The 20955-nt window shown below is 58.9% G+C and carries 22 protein-coding genes, 1 tRNA gene and 7 pseudogenes; 14 read left to right on the top strand and 16 right to left on the bottom strand.

Going from position 1 to position 20955, the window contains the following annotated elements; genetic code table 11:
- Positions 1-47 precede the first annotated feature (47 nt).
- Positions 48-1988 (bottom strand): caspase family protein, encoded by a 1941-nt coding sequence (locus LPJGGPFB_RS26230; RefSeq protein ID WP_173422825.1) that lies wholly within the window; start codon positions 1986-1988, stop codon positions 48-50.
- Positions 1989-2702: 714 nt separating this feature from the next.
- Positions 2703-2827, bottom strand: a tRNA-OTHER gene (locus tag LPJGGPFB_RS26225).
- Here LPJGGPFB_RS26225 and LPJGGPFB_RS26220 point away from each other — a divergent pair.
- The gene (locus LPJGGPFB_RS26220; RefSeq protein ID WP_173422824.1) at positions 2822-3490 is read left to right on the top strand and encodes an XRE family transcriptional regulator; all 669 of its coding nucleotides are present in this window, start codon (positions 2822-2824) and stop codon (positions 3488-3490) included. The two genes, LPJGGPFB_RS26225 and LPJGGPFB_RS26220, sit on opposite strands and share 6 nt — an antisense overlap.
- On the top strand, positions 3491-4108 hold the full coding sequence (locus LPJGGPFB_RS26215) for an RES family NAD+ phosphorylase (protein WP_173422823.1): 618 nt from the start codon (positions 3491-3493) through the stop codon (positions 4106-4108).
- Positions 4109-4214: 106 nt separating this feature from the next.
- Here the strand turns inward: LPJGGPFB_RS26215 and LPJGGPFB_RS26210 are convergent.
- From LPJGGPFB_RS26210 to LPJGGPFB_RS33800, 4 genes and pseudogenes are all read right to left on the bottom strand, one after another.
- A pseudogene (locus LPJGGPFB_RS26210) lies at positions 4215-4720 on the bottom strand (transposase); the annotation flags it as partial.
- A 293-nt stretch (positions 4721-5013) separates the two neighbouring features.
- Positions 5014-5769, bottom strand: coding sequence for an IS21-like element helper ATPase IstB (gene istB / locus LPJGGPFB_RS26205; protein WP_173422822.1), 756 nt, complete (start codon positions 5767-5769; stop codon positions 5014-5016).
- 12 nt (positions 5770-5781) lie between these two features.
- Complete coding sequence (locus tag LPJGGPFB_RS33360; protein WP_234903059.1) at positions 5782-6123, bottom strand: hypothetical protein; 342 nt, start codon at positions 6121-6123, stop codon at positions 5782-5784.
- Between the two features lie 81 nt (positions 6124-6204).
- A pseudogene (locus LPJGGPFB_RS33800) lies at positions 6205-6417 on the bottom strand (Mu transposase domain-containing protein); the annotation flags it as partial.
- A gap of 3 nt (positions 6418-6420) precedes the next feature.
- Here LPJGGPFB_RS33800 and LPJGGPFB_RS33795 point away from each other — a divergent pair.
- The 4 genes from LPJGGPFB_RS33795 (at position 6421) to LPJGGPFB_RS26185 (ending at position 10072) form a co-directional block, all read left to right on the top strand.
- On the top strand, positions 6421-6597 hold the full coding sequence (locus LPJGGPFB_RS33795; RefSeq protein WP_427858458.1) for a hypothetical protein: 177 nt from the start codon (positions 6421-6423) through the stop codon (positions 6595-6597).
- A 225-nt stretch (positions 6598-6822) separates the two neighbouring features.
- On the top strand, positions 6823-8085 hold the full coding sequence (locus LPJGGPFB_RS26195; protein WP_173422821.1) for a tyrosine-type recombinase/integrase: 1263 nt from the start codon (positions 6823-6825) through the stop codon (positions 8083-8085).
- A gap of 110 nt (positions 8086-8195) precedes the next feature.
- Positions 8196-9071 carry a tyrosine-type recombinase/integrase gene (locus LPJGGPFB_RS26190; protein WP_234903057.1) on the top strand — a complete coding sequence of 292 codons (876 nt, stop codon included), beginning with the start codon at positions 8196-8198 and terminating at the stop codon, positions 9069-9071.
- Positions 9068-10072, top strand: a complete 1005-nt coding sequence (locus LPJGGPFB_RS26185) for a tyrosine-type recombinase/integrase (RefSeq protein ID WP_234903056.1) — start codon at positions 9068-9070, stop codon at positions 10070-10072. The genes LPJGGPFB_RS26190 and LPJGGPFB_RS26185 overlap by 4 nt, the downstream gene beginning before the upstream one ends.
- Positions 10073-11570: 1498 nt before the next feature.
- Here the strand turns inward: LPJGGPFB_RS26185 and LPJGGPFB_RS26175 are convergent.
- From LPJGGPFB_RS26175 to LPJGGPFB_RS26160, 4 genes are all read right to left on the bottom strand, one after another.
- On the bottom strand, positions 11571-12071 hold the full coding sequence (locus tag LPJGGPFB_RS26175) for an Hsp20/alpha crystallin family protein (RefSeq protein WP_173422819.1): 501 nt from the start codon (positions 12069-12071) through the stop codon (positions 11571-11573).
- 25 nt (positions 12072-12096) lie between these two features.
- Positions 12097-12501: an Hsp20/alpha crystallin family protein gene (locus tag LPJGGPFB_RS26170; protein ID WP_173422818.1), complete on the bottom strand. Its 405-nt coding sequence runs from the start codon at positions 12499-12501 to the stop codon at positions 12097-12099.
- Positions 12502-12512: 11 nt separating this feature from the next.
- Positions 12513-12947 carry an Hsp20/alpha crystallin family protein gene (locus LPJGGPFB_RS26165; protein WP_173422817.1) on the bottom strand — a complete coding sequence of 145 codons (435 nt, stop codon included), beginning with the start codon at positions 12945-12947 and terminating at the stop codon, positions 12513-12515.
- A gap of 1007 nt (positions 12948-13954) precedes the next feature.
- Complete coding sequence (locus LPJGGPFB_RS26160; RefSeq protein WP_173422816.1) at positions 13955-14149, bottom strand: hypothetical protein; 195 nt, start codon at positions 14147-14149, stop codon at positions 13955-13957.
- A 244-nt stretch (positions 14150-14393) separates the two neighbouring features.
- Between LPJGGPFB_RS26160 and LPJGGPFB_RS26155 the strand changes: the two genes are divergently transcribed.
- On the top strand, positions 14394-14696 hold the full coding sequence (locus tag LPJGGPFB_RS26155; protein ID WP_234903055.1) for a DUF982 domain-containing protein: 303 nt from the start codon (positions 14394-14396) through the stop codon (positions 14694-14696).
- Between the two features lie 571 nt (positions 14697-15267).
- On the opposite strand, the gene LPJGGPFB_RS26150 is transcribed toward LPJGGPFB_RS26155, so the two are convergent.
- A complete protein-coding gene (locus tag LPJGGPFB_RS26150; RefSeq protein ID WP_173422942.1) occupies positions 15268-15570 on the bottom strand; it encodes a DUF982 domain-containing protein in 303 nt (100 codons plus the stop codon).
- 71 nt (positions 15571-15641) lie between these two features.
- Between LPJGGPFB_RS26150 and LPJGGPFB_RS26145 the strand changes: the two genes are divergently transcribed.
- Complete coding sequence (locus tag LPJGGPFB_RS26145; RefSeq protein ID WP_173422814.1) at positions 15642-15893, top strand: hypothetical protein; 252 nt, start codon at positions 15642-15644, stop codon at positions 15891-15893.
- Positions 15894-16257: 364 nt separating this feature from the next.
- Positions 16258-16620 (top strand): SPW repeat protein, encoded by a 363-nt coding sequence (locus LPJGGPFB_RS26140; RefSeq protein ID WP_173422813.1) that lies wholly within the window; start codon positions 16258-16260, stop codon positions 16618-16620.
- A gap of 171 nt (positions 16621-16791) precedes the next feature.
- Here the strand turns inward: LPJGGPFB_RS26140 and LPJGGPFB_RS26135 are convergent.
- The 3 genes and pseudogenes from LPJGGPFB_RS26135 to gatC form a co-directional block, all read right to left on the bottom strand.
- Positions 16792-17001: pseudogene (locus LPJGGPFB_RS26135) on the bottom strand (transposase); the annotation flags it as partial.
- 122 nt (positions 17002-17123) lie between these two features.
- Positions 17124-17394, bottom strand: a pseudogene (locus LPJGGPFB_RS26130) (ISL3 family transposase); the annotation flags it as partial.
- Between the two features lie 231 nt (positions 17395-17625).
- Positions 17626-17913: an Asp-tRNA(Asn)/Glu-tRNA(Gln) amidotransferase subunit GatC gene (gene gatC, locus LPJGGPFB_RS26125; protein ID WP_173422812.1), complete on the bottom strand. Its 288-nt coding sequence runs from the start codon at positions 17911-17913 to the stop codon at positions 17626-17628.
- Positions 17914-17999: 86 nt separating this feature from the next.
- Here gatC and LPJGGPFB_RS33345 point away from each other — a divergent pair.
- The 5 genes and pseudogenes from LPJGGPFB_RS33345 to LPJGGPFB_RS33340 form a co-directional block, all read left to right on the top strand.
- Positions 18000-18095: pseudogene (locus LPJGGPFB_RS33345) on the top strand (protein usg); the annotation flags it as partial.
- 149 nt (positions 18096-18244) lie between these two features.
- Entirely contained in the window at positions 18245-18721 is a 477-nt protein-coding gene (locus LPJGGPFB_RS26120) for an Hsp20 family protein (protein ID WP_173422811.1), read from the top strand.
- Between the two features lie 70 nt (positions 18722-18791).
- Positions 18792-19091, top strand: a complete 300-nt coding sequence (locus LPJGGPFB_RS26115; RefSeq protein ID WP_173422810.1) for a DUF982 domain-containing protein — start codon at positions 18792-18794, stop codon at positions 19089-19091.
- 9 nt (positions 19092-19100) lie between these two features.
- Positions 19101-19382 (top strand): hypothetical protein, encoded by a 282-nt coding sequence (locus LPJGGPFB_RS26110; protein ID WP_173422809.1) that lies wholly within the window; start codon positions 19101-19103, stop codon positions 19380-19382.
- Between the two features lie 232 nt (positions 19383-19614).
- Positions 19615-19737, top strand: a pseudogene (locus tag LPJGGPFB_RS33340) (SPW repeat protein); the annotation flags it as partial.
- 140 nt (positions 19738-19877) lie between these two features.
- Here the strand turns inward: LPJGGPFB_RS33340 and LPJGGPFB_RS33335 are convergent.
- Together LPJGGPFB_RS33335 and LPJGGPFB_RS26095 are read right to left on the bottom strand one after the other, a co-directional pair.
- Positions 19878-20090 (bottom strand): NADH dehydrogenase ubiquinone Fe-S protein 4, encoded by a 213-nt coding sequence (locus LPJGGPFB_RS33335; RefSeq protein WP_234903053.1) that lies wholly within the window; start codon positions 20088-20090, stop codon positions 19878-19880.
- Positions 20091-20423: 333 nt separating this feature from the next.
- A pseudogene (locus LPJGGPFB_RS26095) lies at positions 20424-20886 on the bottom strand (Hsp20 family protein).
- Positions 20887-20955: the final 69 nt, after the last annotated feature.

Genomic DNA, 20955 nt, shown 5'->3' with positions numbered 1-20955 from the left:
GAGAAGGCTGGTCAAAGCGAAACGCGTCGCAGCCCGGCCGATTCTACTTAACCGCCGAAAGCCGTAATGCACCTTTGCAGCTCTGATAGCATTGCCCTTGATCCGGTCAGGCTGAGCATGCCGTCGTGCAGATTTATTTCGGCGCCGGCCTTCAGAGCTTCAATGACCTTCGTCGTTGGTTCGATCTGGTAAGCAATTTCGTCACCAGACTGGGTACGGGTAATAAAGGGCATTTCGCTTTGATCAACGCGGTATGTGAATGGCCGCGCGCTTATTTCCTCGAAGTTCCGTTTCGGGTCCGTAAAGCCAATTGTGAGCAGATCGTAGGGATAGAGACGGAACACACTGCGCCTCCCTCCTTCTTGGATGCGGCTCGCCTCGCAGTTTTCCAGGTTGCGATTGGGACCAACGACTGCCACGACTTGCCAGCCGGCGATTGTTCTTGTTTCGAGAAAGGCGAGGGACGCGGGATGCGCAGAAGCCCCATCAGGGAGGGTGGCCGTGGCTTCGAGAAGTTTACTAACGGTGTTTTGGTACTTCCAGGTCAAGCCGAGCTCCGCTGCACTTACCACCTCGAATGCATAGGTGCGGGTCTCTTCTGCAATGGTGACGCGCGCCTTTGCGAGGGCCTGGAGGCCAAAGCACGTTCCTTCGCAGGAATCGATTGAGATGTACTCCGCCGCCGGCTTTTGTGGCTCAACAAGCTCGAGTAAAATCTCGCCATCCTTGTCCATGTGGCGATAAGCGAATATGAGTTCGTCAAAGCGTTCCATGAAATGGGCGTACGGCGCAGGATCGAAAGGTATGTTTGCAGCGGTTCGGTAGAACTTGCTGTCAAAATAGTCGAAATGGATCCTGTTTTTGCTAAACCCGCCTCCGTCTACATTGACCAACGAATCAAAGAATACCGTGTTCTTGCACGGCGCATCGGGATAGAGAAAGAATAGGTCGAGCAGGATGATCTCTCCATCTGCGATGTCGTCTCCTGTCTTTTGCCCGGCGTTGAAGCTTCCCCTGCCGCAGGGATTGTCCCCTGCGGTTGTGAACGTGAAATGGCGAAATGTCTCGTTCTGGCGACGGAAGCTGAAGTCCTTGTCCATGAAAGTGATCTTCTGCCGCGCGAGGCTGGCGAACATGCCGTCGGGATACCGGGACAGATATTTCTGGTAGGCCTCCTGGCTGTCGGCAAGGGCTGCGAACTCGAAGAAGGCGACTTCGTCGCCGCCGGCCTCAGCTGATTTTCCCTCGACGAACTGGAAGTCGCCATAGACCGCGCTGTTTTCCCAAGGCTCCTGCTTGCCACCGGTGCGCTCCTGCACCGTTGCGCGCACACGCTTGAACACCCCTTCTATCGAAAGGCCCGGGATCCTCACCGATTCGGCGAGCGCCGTCGCATAGGGGCTGGCGCCGGTGTCGCCGTCCGTTGCGACATTGCCCGGCGACGTCGAATAGGCAACGATCCGACCGAGGCGTTCCGGCGCCGTTGCCAGGCCGCGCCGCAGACCTCGTGTCTGCTCAAACGGGTTGTTGCGGCAAGAATCGAGCACGACGATCTGCAGGCTGCTCTTGACCGCATCAAGACGGCGGGTGAGCTCCCCGAGCGAGAGCGCGACGGAGCGCAACTCCTCTTCCGATCCGAGCTTGGCGTCGACGGGAAGCAGGTAGTTCTCACCGGCAAGCTGGACACCGTGGCCGGCGAAATAGACCATGACTACCGGGTTCTCCGCAACTGCAAGCCGCTTAACGAACGCCTCGATTGCAGAGAGCGTATCGGAAGCCCTGGCGTTGGCGACCTTGGTGACGGCAAAACCGCTTTTCTCGAGCGCTGTGCCGACGATCTCGATATCGTTTTCGGGATTGCGTAGCGGCGTGGCTACCTCGTAGCGGCTGTTGCCGATCAAGAGTGCATGACGGACGGATGCTGAAGCTTCCAAGGGCAGCAAAAGAAGTGCAAAGCAAACAATACGGTGCATCCAGTTCACGCTCATGTGTCCCTCCCGGCCCAACGTAGCGTGTTTGCTTTCCATGCGCAGAGCGGGCGCAGGAACGAATATATTAATCATAGCTAATTCTCGGTGGAGCGCCTAGTATCGCGTCGCTACCAACGTATTGGCGATGGTTCATACGGTTCTGCTTCCGTTCGGAGATCGCAATGACATAACTGGACCCCCCGTTGGGGTCACCGCGGATGCTGTGGCAATATTGCGCGCTCGGCGCAGTGGCCGGCAGTGTCAAGCTGGTGGGTGCAATGGAAGGGGAGAGTAGTTGGTGATCGATTGGAGCGAGAGGGGACCTCCGGTCGACCCGCAGCCGCAGTCTCCTCAAGAGTTCTCGGTCCCGGGAAACGGGCTCTGTGGAATTTGACTTCAAGCCTTCCGGTTTAACGGCGCGGATAAGGCTGCAAAAGAGCCAGCTCGGCCGCCTCGATGTCCCGGCGGAGTAGGGTCTGGACTACACTAACGTTGCGGCTCGAAAATACGCACCTCTCGCCCGCGAGGGAATGAGACCGGCTCGTCCCGGCCGTAGATAATCCTGCCTGTGAAGTCGAACGCTCAGAAAAAGGCCCTTGGTCCTTCGCCGTTTCGGACCTGGGATCTTTTCTTTCGGTAGCCCACGAACGCCGGCGAGCGGCTTCTCCGCAGTAGCGCAGCCCCCGACCGGCGATCGCGTGCCTAGAGTGATCGATGGGTTGTTGAACAGTATGGTGGGCCCGGCAGGACTCGAACCTGCGTTGCCCGAAAGCCGCCGTATGTTTACGAACTTAACAAACTTGACGAGCTTCTACATCTTGCCTAAATTGTAGCGCAGGAGACTGAAGACCATGCCCACTACGAAAACTGTTGCTAACCAGCCCCTAAACGCTTCTTCCGAGATTGCGCTCTCGATGAAGCTTCCTCGGAAGGCAGATTTTGAGAAGGCGTTGATCAGGCAATACGCTAAGGCGATTAAGCTGAGCCGAAAGGCCGGCCATCAGGTCAGTTTCCGCGTTGTCGTGGATCCGCTGGCCGGAGCGCAGACGATTTCAGTCGTTGAAGAAGAACCGCAGTCTCATCCGTTTCCGGTTGAAGAGGCGCCAGAACCGGATGCCGAGCTCCAGGCTGCGTTGACTGCAGCAAGGGAGCGCGGCCGGCGTCGGGTGGCGGAGATTCTCGCCGAGGATGTTATGGTGAGCGCGGAAACGTTCGCGGAACTGCTCGGCGTTTCGCGTGTCACGGTCAACACAAAACGGCAGAACGGGCAGGTTCTTGGTCTCGACGGAGCCAAGCGGGGTTTCCGTTTTCCGTCATGGCAGCTCGATCGGGACGGTCGGCCCTATGCCGTCCTTCCGAAACTGCACGAGCTCCTCGGTGGTGCATGGGCGGTTTACCGCTTCCTTGTCACGCCGCATGGTGCTCTGGGCGGCCGGAAGGCCCTGGACGCGCTGAAACGTGGTCAGGACGGTGAAGTGGTTGCGGCGGCCGAGAGTGTCGCCCGCGGTGATTTTCGCTGAATGACCGGAATCAAGCCGCCCGCGGGGTTCGAAAATTCCGTGCTCGACATCGAGACCATTCCTGCCGGTCGTCGATTTGGACGGATCTATGCGAGTGCCTTTCCCGACCCGTTAGGATATGGAAAGACGCCGAGCCGGTTCAGTGATCCCCGCCGGCGTGACGCGGCAAGGCGGTTTGGCGTCATCTATCTGGGCGATACACTCAAGGTCTGCTTCCTGGAAGCGGTCCTGCGTGACAGGCGCGATGGTCTGGTGGGCGATCTCCCGATTGAGGAGAAGGAGATCCACGCGCGGCGCTATGCAGAGATCGAGACAATCGCGGATCTCAGCGTTGTTGATCTCCGCGACGACCACGCGATCAGAATGGGAGTGCCGACGGATGTCGCGAAATCTTCCCGCCAAAGCCTTGCGCGGGCGTGGTCGCTTGCCTTCCATGAGCACCAATCCGTGCCGGACGGCATAATTTATCCTTCCCGCCTGAATGGACATACCAATCTCGCGATCTTTGACCGCGCCATCCCAAAATTGTCCGCGGTACGCGTCGTGCCATTGATTGGAGCGCCAGGCCTTGCCACCGTCATTGACGACCTTCGCGTGAGCCTCGTCGACATTATCTGAGATCGCTATAATGGTCGAAGGTCTTGATCCCATGTAGCTCTCGTGCCAATCGTGTTCCTAGGTTGTTCTCTTTATGGGCCAAAATAGTTGCATAATCGGGGCCATATCAACCAAAGGCAGCGACTGCTGATTTGACGATGATGCCAGCATCCTGACTTCTGCGCAGCTGACGGCCGGTCGCGGCGCGAAAGACTGCAGCAATTGCAGCGCCGGTGGCGCGCGTGACCACATGGTTTTCTTGGGCTCCTTGCCATTTCGGCTTTTTCGCACAGCCTGGCCCGTCACAATGCGCTGCGACCAGCGGAAACCGATCTCGTGGAATACATGCTGCGGGCTGATGTGATGAAAGACGCCGGCAATTGTGCGGCGGACGCGGGCATTGAAACCTTCGACCGAATTGACATGAACGGCGTCGCGAACGTGTTCGCGGCTGGAATGCTTCACGGTGTCATGCCTGGCATAGTTCTCGCCAAGGGCCATGAACGCTGTCGCCTCATCGCTCATCAAATATGCGTCGGGGTCGATCTGCACTTCAGCGGTGCGCGCCGCTGCAGGGAGCGAAAGACCAGTCACCACCGTAGCACGCGCACCGGCCGGATTGCCGGGTGTGATGTATTCTTCCTCCGGAGAAAAAACGAGTGTCTTCCGTCCATGGGCGGCGAAGTAGACGATGGCCAGTGCATACCAGATCGCCACGCCGATGATGCCCTCTTGATAGAGTGGATCGGTGAGCTGAAACGCGATCGTGGCCAGCGCTGCGTATTCCGATGAAGCCGGCCATCGATTCCGATTTGAAGCCGGCCAGTCATTCCGATTTCATTCCGGCCGGCGTTCCGATTTGAAGGCGGCCATTTCTCGGACTGATCCTGGGTCTTTTTGATGTTTGGATCTGGTTTTGTTTGACGTCAAGCTTGCGGTGTTTCAGGCAGCGCCGGGGCGCGCTGTTTTCTCATGCTTTCGCCTGTGAGATCGATGCGATAGGCGCTGTGAACGAGGCGATCCAGTATGGCGTCGGCGAGCGTGGGGTTTGCGATGATCTCCCACCAGCGATCCAGCGGCACCTGACTGGTGACGATCGTCGAGCGACGCTCATAACGGTCTTCGATGATCTCGAGGAGATCGCGCCGCTGATCGTCGTTGAGCTTTTCCGGTCCCCAGTCATCAAGGATAAGCAGGTCGGTCTTGGCTAGCGATTTGAGGATACGGCCATATCTGCCGTCGCCCCTTGCGAGGGCGAGCGTGGCAAACAGCCTGGGAACGCGATGATAGGCGACGGAGAAATCCTCGCGGCACGCCTTGTGGCCCAAGGCGCAGGCAAGCCAACTCTTGCCGACACCGGCCGGCCCGGTGATGAGGAGACTGTGATGCTTGCGGGTCCAGTCGCAGCCGGCAAGCGTCATGAACAGGTTGCGGTCGAGCCCACGTGCGGCACGAAAGTCGGCATTCTCGATCTGCGCATCATGACGCAGCTTGGCAGCTCTGGCGCGGGCTTCGAAGCGCTTCTGTCGGCGCATGGTAGTCTCTTGTTCGAGCAGTATGGCAAGCCATTCTCCATGCTCGAGGCCGCGCGCCTCGGATTGTGCGTCGAGCTCCTGGAAGGCCGTGGCCATGCCGTGAAGGCCGAGTTCGCGCAGCCTGTCGATGGTGGGATTGATCAGCATAGGTTTGTCTCCTCAATGAAAGTAGTCAGGGCCACGCAGATTGGCGTGATCGACAATGGCGGTCGGTTCGGTGGAATGGCGTGCGGCTTTGTGGTTGGCCAGGAGCGAGGCAATGCTCTTGCAGTTCAGCCCTCCGATCTCGACGGCGCGCGCTGATACGGCTTCGGCACGATTGGGTTCGATGTCGCGAAACAGGCGCAGGACACCCAGACATGTTCGAAAGCCCTGTTCGGGATGCGGACGGCTGGAAAGGATTGCGATGACCAACCCTTCGGTCTGCGGCCCAATGGATGCGGCCCAGCGCCGAAAGCGATCCGGTGTCCATTCGGCATATCGCCGATGGGAACTGGGCATGTGATCCGGATCAGTTCCATGGCGAGCACCGCCATAGCGGCGCTGATGTACGGCGACGCGCTTGCCGCGATGAAAGATCTCGATGGTGCGTGCTGTCGCCCTCAGATCGACCTGCTGGCGAATAAGATTATGCGGCACGGAATAGAGGAAGGTTTTGAACTCGACGTGGTAGTCGGTCGACACGCGGACCAAACGCCATTCGGCGAATTCGTAGTCTTCGCCCGGAAGGCTGGCGAGCGCGGCGCGCTCGACACTCTCAAACAATTGGCGGCGGCTGACGCCCAACCGGCGCATGACGTGATCATTGATGCGGTCAAGTGCCTGGCCAATGGCGGCATTGGCTTCAGCAAGCGAGAAGAAAGTGTGATTGCGCAGACGTCCCAAAACGCAGGACTGGGCGAAACGGACACCGTTCTCGACTTCGATTTGTCCTTCGGGCGTCTCGGCCGTGCCGGAAGAACGCCGACGCCATAGTGGGAGGCCATCATGCCGTAACTGCGGTTGATCTCAGGATCGTAGAAGCTGGCGCGACTGACGCCTGACTTCAGATTGTCGGGATTTTGTGTCCCGAACGGTTATGTGGCTTACCGTCGGTAAGGTACTGACGTTAGAGATTCCTGTGGGCTAAAGACGGCACATCTCTTTGCGGCAGCAACAGAAGCGCATCCTCCGGTTCCCTACTTTGGAATGGAGGTTGCCATGTTGGACCGCTTTTTCGTCAAGCCGCAGACCGTCGACCGGATCATGGGTTGCTGGCTTGGGCCGCAGATTGACCAATATGTGACGGCGCTTTGTGAGCAGGGTTACGCGGTTCGCAGCATCTATCGGCGCGTCCCGATCTTGACTGCGTTCGCGGATTTCACTGCAGCACGCAACGTCGCCCAGACCGACCAGGCGGAAGCACTCGTTGAAGCATTCTCTGTCGACTGGCTATCTGCTCGTCGCGCCGATCGATCCGCTGATGCGTGTCGACGCGAACGCAACTTCGTCGGGGGCATTGTCCGGCATTTCTTCAGCCAGGTCGTCTCAAAGTCGGATACCACCAGCCGTAGAACAGCTTGGCCGATCCCTTTCGCTACCCAGGCGCCAGGATTCTTCGACCATCTTCGTGAAGAACGCGGCCTGCGTCCGAGTTCGATTTCCCACTATAGGCACTATCTGCGCCGGTTCGAACGATATCTCCAGGACGTTGGATGCGAGCTCGCGGCGCTGTCATTGCCCGTGGTCACGGGATACATCACGACGATGGCCCAGGATTTCGGTCCCAGGGCGATGGTGAGCATTGCGAGCACGCTGCGCGTTTTCCTTCGATATGCGAACAGAGAAGGCCTCCTGCAACGCGACATCAGCAAGCAGGTCGAGGTGCCCCAGCATTATCGGCTGGCCGACATACCCCGATCGATCAGTTGGGATTCCGTCCAGAAGATGCTCGATCAGGTCGATCGCCGCACCGTCGTTGGCCGGCGCGATTACGCCATGCTGTTGCTGATGATCACATATGGCCTACGCGCCCGCGAGGTCGCGATGTTGACGCTCGACGACCTCGATTGGAAGCGTGATCGATTACACGTGCGGGAGCGCAAGGCCGATCATAGCACTGCTTATCCGCTGGCCCCCGTCATCGGCGAGGCGATCATCGACTATCTGAAGAATGGGCGGCCTGATGTGCAGGGCCGACAGATCTTCTGGCGATACCTAGCGCCGCGATCGCCACTGACGCAGGCCGCGGTGTCGGCCATGACCAGCAAGTATCTGCATAGGGCGGGCATTCCCGTGGCCCGGCCCGGTTCCCATACGTTGCGACATGCTTGCGTCCAGAGGCTGGTGGACAACGGCTTTCCGCTCAAGACCATCGGCGATTATGTCGGGCATCGCTCGGCCTCTTCCACGATGATCTACGCCAAGGTCCAGGTCGATGGCTTGCGTGAAGTGGCTCTGGGTGATGGGGAGGATCTGCAATGAGCCCCCGTCTTCCCGAGCCTTCGAGCCCGATCGCGCCCCACATCGTCGCTTTCGTTCGTCACAAGCGCGCGCTCAACCGGCGCTACGACGTCGAAGACAAGGTGCTGCGGATGCTCGACGGCTATCTGAGCGCGCAGGAGATCAAGACCCTCGCGGAGATCACCCCGGCGCTCCTCGATGCTTTCTTCCTGAGCCGTCCGCGCTCTCGGCCGCGAAGCTTCAACCATCTTATCGGTGTCGTCGGCCGGCTGTTCGAGTGGATGGTCGAACACGACGTTATCGATCGCTCTCCCGTCACGATGAAGCCGCGCCGCCGAGGTAATCCAAGACCGCCCTGCATCCTGGATCTGCGGACTGCCCAACAACTCATCGATCGCGCCGCCGAACTCGCGGATCGGAACAACGCTCTGCTTCGCGGTCCCGCCTATGCCACCATATTCAGCCTGCTGTTCGGGCTTGGTCTGCGCGTCGGCGAGGTTGCGCGCCTGCGCTGGCGGGATGTCGATCGCAATCGTGATGTCCTCACCATCCGCGGGACGAAGTTTTCCAAGTCGAGGCTCATTCCCATGGGGCCGCAACTGGCACAGCGACTCTATGCGTTCATGGCGTTGCGATCGCAGCACCTGGCTTCGGTTGCGGCCGACACACCGCTGTTTTCTTTCACGAAAGGCCGGCCCGTGAACCCGGGCACAATCAGCATCATTTTTCATTCGCTCGCGGCGGAGCTGAACATCGCGATCCCGCCAGGAGGAACGCCGGCTCACGTGCATGATCTACGGCACAGCTTTGCGGTCGGGCGACTTCTGCGATGGTATCGCGACGGAAGCAATCCCACCGACAAGCTGGTCAAGCTGTCGACCTTCATGGGGCACGTGGATCCCGCTTCCACAGCCGTTTATCTGACGATCACCACCGATCTGATGGAGGCCGCCGGTCAGCGCTTCGAACGCTTCGCCTTGCCAATATCAAGTGGAGGCCGGCCATGACGACCGTCGGCAGTCTCGTCTATCAGTTCTTCGAGCACCATCTCAAAGCCGAGAAGGGTCTGGCCCCGACCTCGATCCGGAGCTACCGTGACGGGATCCGGTTGTTCCTTCTCTTTCTGGCCAGGAAGAACCGGCGCCCTGTCAGCAAGCTCGGGCTGACCGATCTCAGCGCCGACAATGTGCGGGCCTTTCTCGCCCATCTTGAAGCCGAGCGCGGCAACAGCATCCGATCACGGAACCACCGGCTCGCAATGTTGCACGGTTTCTTCGCCTATGCCGGTGGCCAGGAGCCGATGGTACTGCCGGAGGCCGAGCGCGTCGCCGCCATCCCGAGGAAGCGTACGCAGCCGGCGGCCACCTATTATCTCGAACGCGACGAGGTCGAACGGCTCTTCGACGGCCTGCCGCGCGACGGGAGGCTGGCCACCCGCGACAAGGCGCTGCTCATGTTCCTGTACAATACTGGGGCCCGCGCATCGGAAGTCGTCGGACTGACCATCGATCAGCTGGTTTTGATCTCCTCGCCGCGGGTGAACCTGCACGGCAAGGGCGATAAGTGGCGGACCTGCCCACTATGGCCCGAGACCGCCCGCCTACTTGGCGAGATGCTGCGTGACCGACGCCAGCCGGCCGCGCCAGCAACTCCGGTATTCCTCAGCAACGTCGGCAAGCCGCTGACGCGATTCGGCCTGTACAAGCTCGTCCGGCGTCATGGTTTGGACCTTCGCATCGGCAACGGACACAGGCCCATTTCTCCGCATGTTTGGAGACACACGACGGCCGTGCATCTACTCGAATCCGGCGTCGACGTGAACGTCATAAGAGGTTGGCTTGGCCACGTCAGCTTGGATACAACCAACCGATATGCCGAGATCAACATCAGGATGAAGCAGGAGGCGCTTGAGGCCTGCCAGGTGCCTTCGACTTCTTCGGTGGGACCGCCCCGAAGACCAGTCTGGCAGAGCGAACCAAAACTTCTCGAATGGCTCGCTGGCCTCTGATTGTTATGTGCCCGCCGTCAACGACAACGGTTGGATCAACAGGCTGCGGGCCACATAACCGTTCGGGACACAAAAGCCCGATTACGTGCCCGGGCACGTAATCGGGAACGATCAGCCGGGGAACGCCGCCGAAGAAACGAAACATCCGCACATGCGAGCCAATCCAGTCGGGGAGTGTTTGCGTCCAGGTCGCTTCAGCATAGGTGAAGCTGGAGGCTCCGAGCACCGCCACGAAGATCTCCGCCTCGCGGATCTCGCCGGTCTTGCGATCAACGATCGGGATCTTCTTGCCGGAATAGTCCACGAAGACCTTGTCGCCGGCCGCATGCTCCTGGCGCATCGTCGGCGAAAGCCGCTGCTCGAAGCCTCTAATGAGCTCACAAAAGCGGGAATAGCCGTAACCTTCGGGATGCGACCCACGATACTCCTCCCACAAGATGAGCAGGGTGACGCCTGGCTTTTTGAGCTCGACGGCAAGATCGGCCCAGTTCGGCTCGATGCGTCTTCTCGTGCCCCGTTTGACGCCGTTGCGACTGAAGAGCTTGTTCGCAAGCGCATCGTCAGTCAGCTCGCCCGGCAACGGCCAGCTCAATCCAACCGCAGCTGCGCGCTGCAGATTATCCTGCACCGTACTGCGCGCTATTCCCAATACGACCGCAATCTCGCGGGAGCTGGTCCCGCTTCCGGCAAGCCGCAGCATCTGTCGTAACTGTCTCATGGTCAGCCTTCTCTTTGCCGGCATCAAAATCTCCACGTTTGTCGTGGTCCATTTGATGCCAAAGTTGCTGACCCAGGGGGTAATGTTCAGTGCCGGAAACTGGCCGGTCTTTGATTGGAACGGTGGCCGGCTTCAAATCGGAATGGTTGCCGGTCCTTGATCGGAATGGCGGCCGGCTTCAGGTCGGAATCCGCACCAGCGCTATGACGACGGTAAGCGCCGCACTGATGTTGAACGCAGAGGGGAGAATTGGCAGTGAACACACGTTCATGAGCAGTTTCCATGGACGCGACTATCATCCTTGATGCCTCGAGCACACGTCCATCGGCGTCCACTGGTTCGGCGTTTCCCACCCATTTTCGATCCCATCGTGGCCACGCTGACTGTTTAAAACGAGCGGTCTTGGTGGTAGTTTTGCCATTCGAGCATCCACAATGGACCGGTGTGGCCGGAAAAAGTTCGATGACCGGTGACAATTCGCGAATAGTCTCCGAAGAAGAGATTGCTCTTTACGATGCCATTGAACGAGCGATCGCGAATGTCGCGCGGCTCTTGCTGAAATCGATCGGGCCTGGGTTCGCATCACTGCGGAACGGACCAATCCGACTGCGGGTGCTTTCGCGGCTCTGGATACAGCAGACGAGATGCTGACCGTCGCCCGCGAAGATCTCGCCCGCGCCCGAGCTTCGCTCATGGCTTATTCACAGACGAGACTCAGGCAGTAATAGTAAGAGATGCGACGGATTTCCTCCGCCGCATCTCACGATTGCGAAGACGATGTCAGGTCGCCTTCACCTCGATCTTCCTCACACGCGACAGCGCTTCCTTCGTTTTTGGAACCGTCACGGTCAGGACGCCGTTCTTGAATTGGGCGTTGGCCTTGTCCGTGTCGACGCCCGACGGAAGCGGGATCGAGCGGTAGAACGACCCGTATGAGCGTTCCGACAAGTGATAGCCCTTCTTGCTCTCTTCCTGCTCACTCTTCTTTTCTCCCTTGATCGTGAGCGCGCTGTCCATTAGGGAGACATCGACGTCCTTCTGATCGATTCCAGGAAGTTCCACCGAAACCTCGAGCGCACTCTCGGTTTCGGCGATATCCGTTGGTGGTCCGTTGGCATCCCAGCGCCCAAAAGCGCCGAACGGTTGATCGAACCGCTTCCAGAAATCATCGAAGATGCGGTTCACATCGCGCTGCAGAGAAAACACGGGATTTTCTTCGTCTCGCTTCGCGATTTCGCTTGCCTTGTTGTTGCCCCAGGGAATCAGGTCTCTGATCTGCATGGTCAACCTCCTTTCTCCGGACGAATTACGCCATCTTCAGCTGGATCTTTCTCGCCTTGGCCGGCGCGGCTTTCGGCAAGACCAGACGCAGGACGCCGTTCTTCTGCGATGCCTCGATACTGTCCCGATCGATATCCTCGGACAAAGTGAAGACGCGCTCATAATTGCCCGCGCCATACTCGGCGTAGATTTGGCGATAGTTCTCATGATGCTGGGCCGTCGCATAGCCGCAAATCGCCAGCGTCCGCTTCTCGAGCGTGATGTCGACACCCTCCGAGGCGACGCCGGGCATATCGACCAGAAGAACGACATTGTCCTCTGTCTCATAGATATCGGTGCGCGGGACTAACACCGGGCGCGACTGGGTCCGTTCGCCACCGTCAAGCTTGCTTGGGGCCCGGCGTTCGGTCGTTTTCAGTTCCTGAGCCATGTTTGCCCTCCTTATCCTTTGATCTGGATCTTCTTCGGCCGATCCGTCTCCGGCCGGTGCAGTTCGACTTCGAGTAGCCCATTGGCGAAACGCGCCTCGACCTGTTCCGGATCGACGCGGAAGGGCAATTGCACCGTTCGAGAGAAGTTTCCGTACACTCGCTCGCGCCGGTGCCAGACGCATTTCTCGCCCTCCGCCGGGGATCCGCGTTCGCCCGTCAATGTCAGCGTGTTCTCGCGAACTGTGAGATCGACATCGTCAGGCGCGATCCCAGGCAACTCAGCAGTCACTGCCACGCTGTCCTCACCCATCCAGAGGTTGATGGGCGGAAACTCCTGGGCGGCTTTGGTTGTCATGCCGGACAAGCGCTGATTCAATTCCTGCTGCATGCGCCGCATTTCCAGAAACGGGTCGAACCCGATGCGGCCAAAATCCGATACCAGCATGTGCATCCTCCTTCGTTTCCTAATCAGCCATGTTGTTTGCGACGTGCCAAGCACGTGCATTCCGGAGACCGAATGGATCGGAGGCGGTCGGGACGAGACGATGAGAAGACCGAGACGGTCGATCGCACAGCGCGCTAACGCAAAAAGGCGGGGGTCGGGCAGACGCCGGACCATATCCTCCTTGCGCGATATGAACCGAACCCGGTCCAACGCATGAGTGGACCATCGTTCCCGTGCCAGGACCCGAGTGGGGCATCCGGCAAAAATGAGGTAGGTGAGCAAAACGCGCGTTTCAAGGGCCGACGTTGCTTGAGAATAGATCATTCTTTGCTCGGGCGGCCTCTGATCTCACCGAAACGAGCGGCCTGGCTTCTGCACTTTGATCGCTTACTGGGCAGTACCTCGATCAGCCTCTCCGTGGCTCGCGGGGACGTGATCGAGCGCTCGGGCGAGGCCGTTCTGGTGGATGCGCCGTTCGGGCTCTTGCCTCTCGGTGAAGGCCGCCGCCCGTCAGGGGAATTTAAGCTCGACCTGGACCAGCGTACGAAGGGTTAAAGAAGGGCGCGTTCAAACAACAGCCGCCTCGGTTACCGACGCGAGCCGAAGTCATGACGGAGCGCCATGCCGGAAAATTCGTGCCGAAATTCACCCCCTCAGCGATGCCCGATTGGCGGGAAACCTCATTGGAAGGTCGGCCTTCGCCGCCAGCCAACAGTTCAACTGGCTAAGGTTCGTCTCCTCGTTTCGAGTCAGAAGCTTCGTCATCGACGCTTCTCGTTTGAAAAGAGGTCGGTCGAGGCCTCGGGGCCCAGAATTCATCGAGCCGGCGAAGCGCATCCATGACGGCATCGAAAGTCACAGGAGCCACGAGGGCTTGGAAAAGCAGACGGTCCACTTGAAGACCGGTTCCCTGTCGTGATGCCAGCCTCCAACAAATATGGCCGTCATGCCGTGTGAAGACGTGTGAGCGAGACGAGTGCCGGGGCCGAGTCCACCCCGGAACGAGATCAATCACGGGGAAAATTCAAGGCCTGCGCGCGTGCCAGCGGATAGGGCTCGTAGCGCACGATGCTTCCAAGATTCGCCGCCATCGCGCGAACGATCTTGCTGGCCAGCCGGTCCCCTTCGCATCTCCTTCGCCATTCCAGCCTATCCCTTCGTCCTCGACGACCAGCACGGCGCTGATCGTCCGTGGTGGTCATGGTGGGCTTCCTTCGTCAGGGTTCCTCCCGACCGGTTCTTCTGTGCGAAGATGTCGACTGTCAAGGCGGTGGAAAGGATACCCCGCGCCTACGCCGTGAACCCAGAGTGTTGAGGCAGGCCTCGATCTGCTTTCGGATGGTCAGTCGACGTCGATCGTGTTTGGAAGTCTTGAAATCCGCTCTGTCCGCGCCGATATTTTCTTCACTTCTTTTTCATCCGGCTTGAATGCGAAAGGAGGACATCATGCTCAACCCGGAATTGGTTTGGATGACTCCCGTTACCGTTCACAGGAAGGACGGGGCGTCCCAGGTCTTCGCTTCTGTCAACGACGTGCTCGACTTCCTCGAAGGGGATTGGGCCATCTATCGCGGCAGAAAATACAATCGGGCGGTTCAAACGTGCCGCCGTGCTCTAAACCGAATGACGCCAGTCGCCATCGCGCGCGAAGCTTTTATGGACGCCTGCCGAGACGCGGGCATGTCGATAGGCGCGGATGGACCGCCCGGAGCGAAGACAGGTACCGGCGGCCAACGCTCGCTTGCCTAGAATGGCTGGGCTGGGGCACTTCTTAGTGCCCCAGCTTTCGAGCATTCGCTGCGGCGCACCGGAACAATTCGCCGTCCGGGCGTTTCGGTTGATCGTGTCAGGCCCGCGTTCGCCTTTACGGCCCCTGGGCCACCGTGCGGACAGAGGGTGCGGGGCGTGGATCTCGTCACTCATGGTCGGCTGGCCTATCACAGAGACAATCGGGCTCTTGAAAATCAGTTTCCGCAAAACCAAGTCGTTTCGACGCCGCCCTCGACGGGCACGTCCTACCTGCCTGCCGTGCGACCACCTGAGTCCGCTCGTGAAGAAAGGACGTTGATCCAGGTGCTAGCGAACTGGTGTCCCTCGTTTCCTGGATATCATCTCTACTGTACGAGCCGCCTTGGCATCGCCTGCCTTCGCGCTGCTGGTTGATGCCCTGCGCTATCGCTGACTTCCATGGAGGAAAGCGGATTCGCGGGCAGGCTCACTGCCTGCCCGCGCCAGCCTACCTTGAAAACCACGCAACAAGCGCTGCCTATCGCGCTAACTAGAGAGGCCGCGAGCGCGGCCCTCACTCCCGAAGGCCGGTTTACGGGTGTACTCGACCGCCGCCCGGTTTGGCCTTGATCATCCAGGGCAAGACCGCAGGAGCTTTCACAAGGATGCCCTTCCTGTGCGCAAATGAGCGGAGCGCATCGCGCGCCACCTGAACTGGCTTGTGGCCGTCATGTGCCAGGTAGCAGGTCTTCAGCGTCGCGTCATGGATGATATCGCGATCTCCCTTGGCCCATTCCTCGAGGAAATCGATCGCGTCGTCCAGGTTTGTGATTTCGAGGACCAGATCCTTCCTTTCACGCAGGTAAACTGGTCGATCAAACATCTTCGTGTGCATTTCTACCTCACTGAATTCGTTGGTTTTCAACAAGGAAAGCGCCTTCTCCCGGCGCCCGTAGAAGATTTATTTTGGGGCTCGGCGAGTTCAAGGGGTGGTGCGTGCATTTTTGCATCTACGCTGCAAACTCGAAGGTCCATGGCGCACCGCGGATTCTGGGATGCACTTCTCGATACCGGCTGATGGAAATTTATCTCAAGCAACTGGGAGCATGGCCGCGCTCTTTCGAACTGACCGGCGAGTTGGAAAAGGGCTGGCTCATCGCCGAAGCAGCCGACGAAATGCTTAGCGAGCGGCTCCGGTCAGGGCGGCACATCCGGTGACCGTCATGAGTGCGAGGAACCATAGGCACCTCACCACGTTTATCCCGGCGGCGGCTGGTTAACCACCTTTTGCCGCGATCCGATAGCACGCCGAAATATTCCCACCCTCGTCGGCGGATTGGCAACCGCATATCCAATTTTCGTCGCGGGCATTCCTCCAAGGGTGTGTTCCGCCACTGTTCGCCTACGCAAAGATCGTCGATCTGCCGAGACAGTCGATCACAATCGCCTGAGTCGTGGTTGCTGCAGCCCACGGAGATAATCGTGGCTCTTGAAGATCGTATTTCGCAAAATTACATCGTTGCGCGCAGCGTGCACAGCACGCGAGAACACCGTCGATCAAGCTTCATTCGTGGAGGTTGTCATGGAAAATGGACTGATGGAAAGCAAGAAAGCACAGGATTGGCTCAATCTGGTTCTCGCAGTCGCCCTGTTCGTTTCACCTTGGGTGCTCGACTTCGCCAGCGAAACCATACCGGCGTGGAACGCATGGATTGTAGGAATCTTGCTCGCCGCTCTGGCGGTTGCCGCGCTGTCGGCGTTTGCTGAGTGGGAAGAGTGGTCGAGCCTGGTGCTCGGGGTCTGGCTGATCGTCTCGCCCTGGCTGCTTCAATTCGCGGCGAACATGAACGCGATGTGGACCCACGTGGTCCTTGGAGTGCTCGTCGCCGCCGTGTCGGCCTGGGCGCTTTGGGACAATCGGCAGAACCCGCATGCTCATGCATGATAGAGAATTGGAGTATGGCCCGCCGCCTCAGCGGCGGGCCCAGACTGCTGGCAAGCCCGTCGATAGTTTCGGCGGGTTTTTTGTTTTGGGGTTTGCGCTGTCGAGTGGATTGCGTCGGCTTGTATGTGTGTCGCGGCGCCGGGCCTTGGGTTTGGGGCCTTGGTCAGGACCATAACGATGATCGTAAAGCTGCTTGGCGTCGGCAAACGAGCGCTCGACCGTCTCCTTGCGGCGTTTGTAGATCGTCTTGCCCCAGGACGTCAGGCGGTTGGCATCGGTGCGCTCGCGTTCATCGGCCCGGACATGACGGGTGACGGTGCGGGTCGCAGCCGCGTTTCGGCAGATCGCCGGGTCGGAGCGATAGTGGCGACAGCCGGTGCGATGGGAATAGGTGGCCGGCTTCGTTTCGGAATCAGCGGCCGACTTAACTGGAATGCGCACTGAGCACCACCGAAGGTTCGACACTTCGACCGCAACACGGCCCTCATGCCGGCGGGCATCGAGCGCGCATAAGGGGGAGGATTCGTCGGAAGTCGATCGGTAAACGTTTGTCGTTGACAGTTCTGGTGTGCGCACCGCCAGCGGCTCACTGAAGCTTAACCGTTGCTGCCTTTCCTTGGAGCAGCCATGCCGATTTCGAGTCCTCCGGCTGCAATCAGGGCAAATGCCGAACCCTGGACCGGCAGCGGAAACAACCCAACTGTCATCAGCAGTGGGCGCGACACCCAGGACTCTTGCCCCTGGGCCGGGCGACCATTTCGTTTTCGTTTGCATCCCCGCCCATAGCGGCATCATGTCTAGCGGTGAGTGAACCACACAAATAGTGCAAAACGACAGGACCTTCGCCATGACACATCATTCGATCACAAACGAGATCGGCAAGCTTTCGAAGCATCGGATGTGGGCCGGAAATCTCAAGACGCTAACACGCGCCACGCAAAGGGGCGCATCGTTTGGCGGCGATCGCCGGTCGTGAAATGCTCCAAAGCCCGAGGCTGTCCGTGCTTACTCGAGAATCTTGGGGACCAGGAAGAAGTTGCGCTCACTGAGAGGAGCGTTTGCCACGATCTCTTCGGCATGATTGCTTTCGGTCACGACGTCCTGGCGCATTTTCATGGTTGTTGGCACAACCGAGGTCATCGGAGCGATGCCTTCGACATCAACCTCCAAAAGCTGCTCGATGAAGGTCAGGATTTCGTTCAGCTCGCCACACATTTTTTCAGCCTCGTCTTCGCTGAGTGCGAGACGAGCAAGGCGGGCAATACGTCTAATGGTCGCGATATCTATCGACATAGGCTGCGTCCGATGTGATGGCTTCCGTCGCTTGCGCAAGATTTTGCCGATCTGAGCCTTCTGCCGCTAACACTGACTGCCAACCAGAAATCTGGCAAGTCAATCTCGACGGCTCGCTGCATTCCGTTCGCTATAGGCCGAACAAATGGCGCCGTATTGGAGGTGAGTTCAAGCTGCACTGAGATTTGCGAAAATTCTCCAAGGCGGCACTTGAAGCCGGATTTCACAAATACCAGATTATTTGCCGCCAGCCGCTGACAACAGGGCTGGCAATGCTGGAAGCGCCGTCTTTCGGCGCTCCATACCATGTTGCTTTCAGGAGGATATGGCTATGGCAACATCTTACGACTACACGCCTCTCTTCCGATCGAGCGTTGGCTTCGACCGGCTCTTCAATCTTCTGGAAAACGCCCAGCGCGACCGTTCGACCAGCGATTGGCCGCCCTATGACATTGTCAAGACGGGTGACGACAGCTACCGCATCTCGATTGCAGTTGCCGGTTTCGCCGAAGACGACCTGGACCTGACGTTCCAGACCAATCTTCTCACCGTTATTGGCAAGAAGCAGGATTCTCCGTCCGAAGCCTATCTGCACCGAGGCATCGCCCACCGCCCGTTCGAACATCGTTTCGAGCTCGCCGACCATGTCACGGTCCGTGGAGCGGGACTGAGCAATGGTCTGCTGACCATCGATCTCGTCCGGGAGGTTCCGGAGGCATTGAAACCGCGCAAGGTCAGCATTCAAAGCGGTTCCGATCTTGGACGGCCGGACGCCGCGCCGCAGATCGAAGCCCAGAGCGCCGCCTAAACGAAAACATCGGATATGGGCGCCGTTTCGATGGCGCCTATGGGCACACCGGGTTGGAAAGGAGAGAGTTATGAAACCCGATATGTTCAAGAAACCTGTGCGTATTCTCGTCGGTCTTGGATTCCCGACGGAAGTGAGAAGCGTGATGGACGCTTACCGCCATCTGGTCGAGTGGCCGATATCGCTCAGGGATGGTCCGCATTCGGTAGCGCTCAAGGCATGCCGCGCTGCCTTGTGCGGCGAGATCGAAGCTGAGACCGCACGCGGCTTGTTTGCCGCCTTCGCGGAAAAGCACGATCTGCTGGCGCCGGAAACTGACCTCGTCATGGCGACTCATGCGAGGTGGAGCAGGAAGCCGCAAGTAAGCTGAGGTGAACCGATGATCGACGATATGTTTAAGCAGATTGCCGCAACTGCCGTAAACATCGGACCGGAAGTTCTAGCATCTCACTGGTCGCCGTTTCGACGTCCAATGGATGTGGTGAAGGCTCCTGCACTTTCTGTCGATGATAAACGGGCCATTCTCGCCGCGTGGGCTTCGGACTTTTGTGCGATAGATTCGAAGCCGGCACTCCGTCGTATGCCAGGAACGCCTGAGCCGGTTTCAATCGATGAGGTTCGGTCTGCCCTGCGAGAGCTCGATTCGCGGTACGATATCTGACGGAGCTATCTGGTGCCTGCTTCAAAGCCTTGCCAGCTTTCCGACGGGCGGTTCTCATATGAGGCGGCCCGTCGAGATATACGGACTGGGAATTCAGTTCACTTCGAAAGAATGCCTTCTTCATACGGCGCGGTGCCAGCTTTCGCTTCATTATTGTTCCGGCGGCCGCTTTTAGGCCTGGAGGAGCGCTAGGCTGTGGTGCGGTTGAGCCGCATCTTCTCCTGGCTGATGAGTCTCGCCCTGGCTGCTTCAATTCGCGTCGAACATGAACGCGATGTGGACCCATGCGATCCTCGGCGTGCTCGTCACCGCCGTGTCACCCTGGGCACTCTGGGAATATCGGCGGAACCCGCATGAACCTGGATGTTCGAGAAAAAGGAGAGCACGGCCCGCCGCTTCAGCGGCGGGCTCTTCCGGATTGGCGATGCCGATCGATACGCCGATGCGCAGCAACGGGGATTGAATGGTAGAGCTTGCCGGCGATATCAACGCAAACTAGGGACGGCGGCTCCTGTCGTCTACGACGGTGCAATTCAGTTTCTTTAGCTTTGCGTAGGCAATGGCGGCATCGCGGGTTGGGAAACGCAGTTCAACCAGAGTCAGCGTGTCACTCCCGCCAGTGTAGCCCATTAGATAGTCGATGACGGGTGGTGCTTGCCGTTCGAATACCAGCAGCCAAGGTCGCCCGGAGACGCGCGCCGAAGTCATCACGAGCGTGACGGGCGAAAAATGCGTGCTACGGGATCAATGTTTGGTCGTGGGCAGGTGATGTCAATCGCCAGGGGCAGGCTGGTGCTGACCTGCTCCACGAACTTCCGGCCAGCGCGGCCGGATTGTCTGTCTCGCGCAAGGGGTTCCGTCAACCACGTCATCGGTTTTTGCCACGCGACAGCTGTTCGGGAGCTGGCTGCTGCCACGGCTCCACGGGATCAGGTCACGTACACTCATGGCTCATCCTTTCGTCGTTTCTTCCTTCCTCCTTGGCGAAGCTGCTTTCCTTCACCTGTTGGCAACGGCGATGATCAAGCAGCATGTTCTCAATCACGCCGCCTTGTCGCCTTGGATCTGCTTCGAAGCTGGCTTCGTCATTTCGCTTTCGATGGCGATCCGACGCGGCTTCATCTCCTCAGGCATTTCCTTCCTGAGATCGATAACGAGTAGCCCGTTTTCGAGCTTTGCGCCCTCGACGATGACATGATCGGCTAGCTCGAATCTGCGCGCAAATGGCCGTAGAGCGAGGCCGTGATGGAGGTACTGTACCTCCTCATCCTCGGATTTCCCGCCGTTGACCACGAGCATGTTCGCTTCATGGGTGATCGTCAGTTCGTCCTCGGCGAAACCCGCCACTGCCATGGCGATGCGGTACGCATCTTCCCCCAGTTTGACGATGTTATAGGGCGGCCCGTTGTCAGCGTTGAGGCTGGCGTGTTTTCGAGCAGGTCGAAGATGCGGTCGAAGCCGATGCTCGACCTGTAGAAGGGGGAAAGTCGAGGTTTGTTCTCATAGCTACATCCTCCGTAGAGCAACATAGGTACGAGGGAGCGCCAAGAAGCTTGGGGCTCCCTGACTGGTG

Source organism: Ensifer adhaerens (assembly GCF_013283195.1).
Taxonomy (GTDB): Bacteria; Pseudomonadota; Alphaproteobacteria; order Rhizobiales; family Rhizobiaceae; genus Ensifer; species Ensifer adhaerens_G.
The sequence above is the reverse complement of the archived record's forward strand: the minus strand, read 5'-3'. Positions and strand labels throughout refer to the sequence as shown.

Bases quoted from the DNA above. Each gene is read 5' to 3' on its own strand.
- LPJGGPFB_RS26230 (WP_173422825.1), bottom strand. From the start codon at position 1,988: ATGAGCGTGAACTGGATGCACCGTATTGTTTGCTTTGCACTTCTTTTG.
- LPJGGPFB_RS26215 (WP_173422823.1), top strand. From the start codon at position 3,491: ATGACCGGAATCAAGCCGCCCGCGGGGTTCGAAAATTCCGTGCTCGAC.
- LPJGGPFB_RS33360 (WP_234903059.1), bottom strand. From the start codon at position 6,123: ATGCCCAGTTCCCATCGGCGATATGCCGAATGGACACCGGATCGCTTT.
- LPJGGPFB_RS26110 (WP_173422809.1), top strand. From the start codon at position 19,101: ATGATCGACGATATGTTTAAGCAGATTGCCGCAACTGCCGTAAACATC.
- LPJGGPFB_RS26185 (WP_234903056.1), top strand. From the start codon at position 9,068: ATGACGACCGTCGGCAGTCTCGTCTATCAGTTCTTCGAGCACCATCTC.
- LPJGGPFB_RS26195 (WP_173422821.1), top strand. From the start codon at position 6,823: ATGTTGGACCGCTTTTTCGTCAAGCCGCAGACCGTCGACCGGATCATG.
- istB (WP_173422822.1), bottom strand. From the start codon at position 5,769: ATGCTGATCAATCCCACCATCGACAGGCTGCGCGAACTCGGCCTTCAC.
- LPJGGPFB_RS26140 (WP_173422813.1), top strand. From the start codon at position 16,258: ATGGAAAATGGACTGATGGAAAGCAAGAAAGCACAGGATTGGCTCAAT.
- LPJGGPFB_RS26155 (WP_234903055.1), top strand. From the start codon at position 14,394: ATGCTCAACCCGGAATTGGTTTGGATGACTCCCGTTACCGTTCACAGG.
- LPJGGPFB_RS26190 (WP_234903057.1), top strand. From the start codon at position 8,196: ATGCTCGACGGCTATCTGAGCGCGCAGGAGATCAAGACCCTCGCGGAG.
- LPJGGPFB_RS26175 (WP_173422819.1), bottom strand. From the start codon at position 12,071: ATGCAGATCAGAGACCTGATTCCCTGGGGCAACAACAAGGCAAGCGAA.
- LPJGGPFB_RS33335 (WP_234903053.1), bottom strand. From the start codon at position 20,090: ATGACTTCGGCGCGCGTCTCCGGGCGACCTTGGCTGCTGGTATTCGAA.
- LPJGGPFB_RS26115 (WP_173422810.1), top strand. From the start codon at position 18,792: ATGAAACCCGATATGTTCAAGAAACCTGTGCGTATTCTCGTCGGTCTT.
- LPJGGPFB_RS26120 (WP_173422811.1), top strand. From the start codon at position 18,245: ATGGCAACATCTTACGACTACACGCCTCTCTTCCGATCGAGCGTTGGC.
- LPJGGPFB_RS26150 (WP_173422942.1), bottom strand. From the start codon at position 15,570: ATGCACACGAAGATGTTTGATCGACCAGTTTACCTGCGTGAAAGGAAG.
- gatC (WP_173422812.1), bottom strand. From the start codon at position 17,913: ATGTCGATAGATATCGCGACCATTAGACGTATTGCCCGCCTTGCTCGT.
- LPJGGPFB_RS26220 (WP_173422824.1), top strand. From the start codon at position 2,822: ATGCCCACTACGAAAACTGTTGCTAACCAGCCCCTAAACGCTTCTTCC.
- LPJGGPFB_RS26160 (WP_173422816.1), bottom strand. From the start codon at position 14,149: ATGACCACCACGGACGATCAGCGCCGTGCTGGTCGTCGAGGACGAAGG.
- LPJGGPFB_RS26165 (WP_173422817.1), bottom strand. From the start codon at position 12,947: ATGCTGGTATCGGATTTTGGCCGCATCGGGTTCGACCCGTTTCTGGAA.
- LPJGGPFB_RS26170 (WP_173422818.1), bottom strand. From the start codon at position 12,501: ATGGCTCAGGAACTGAAAACGACCGAACGCCGGGCCCCAAGCAAGCTT.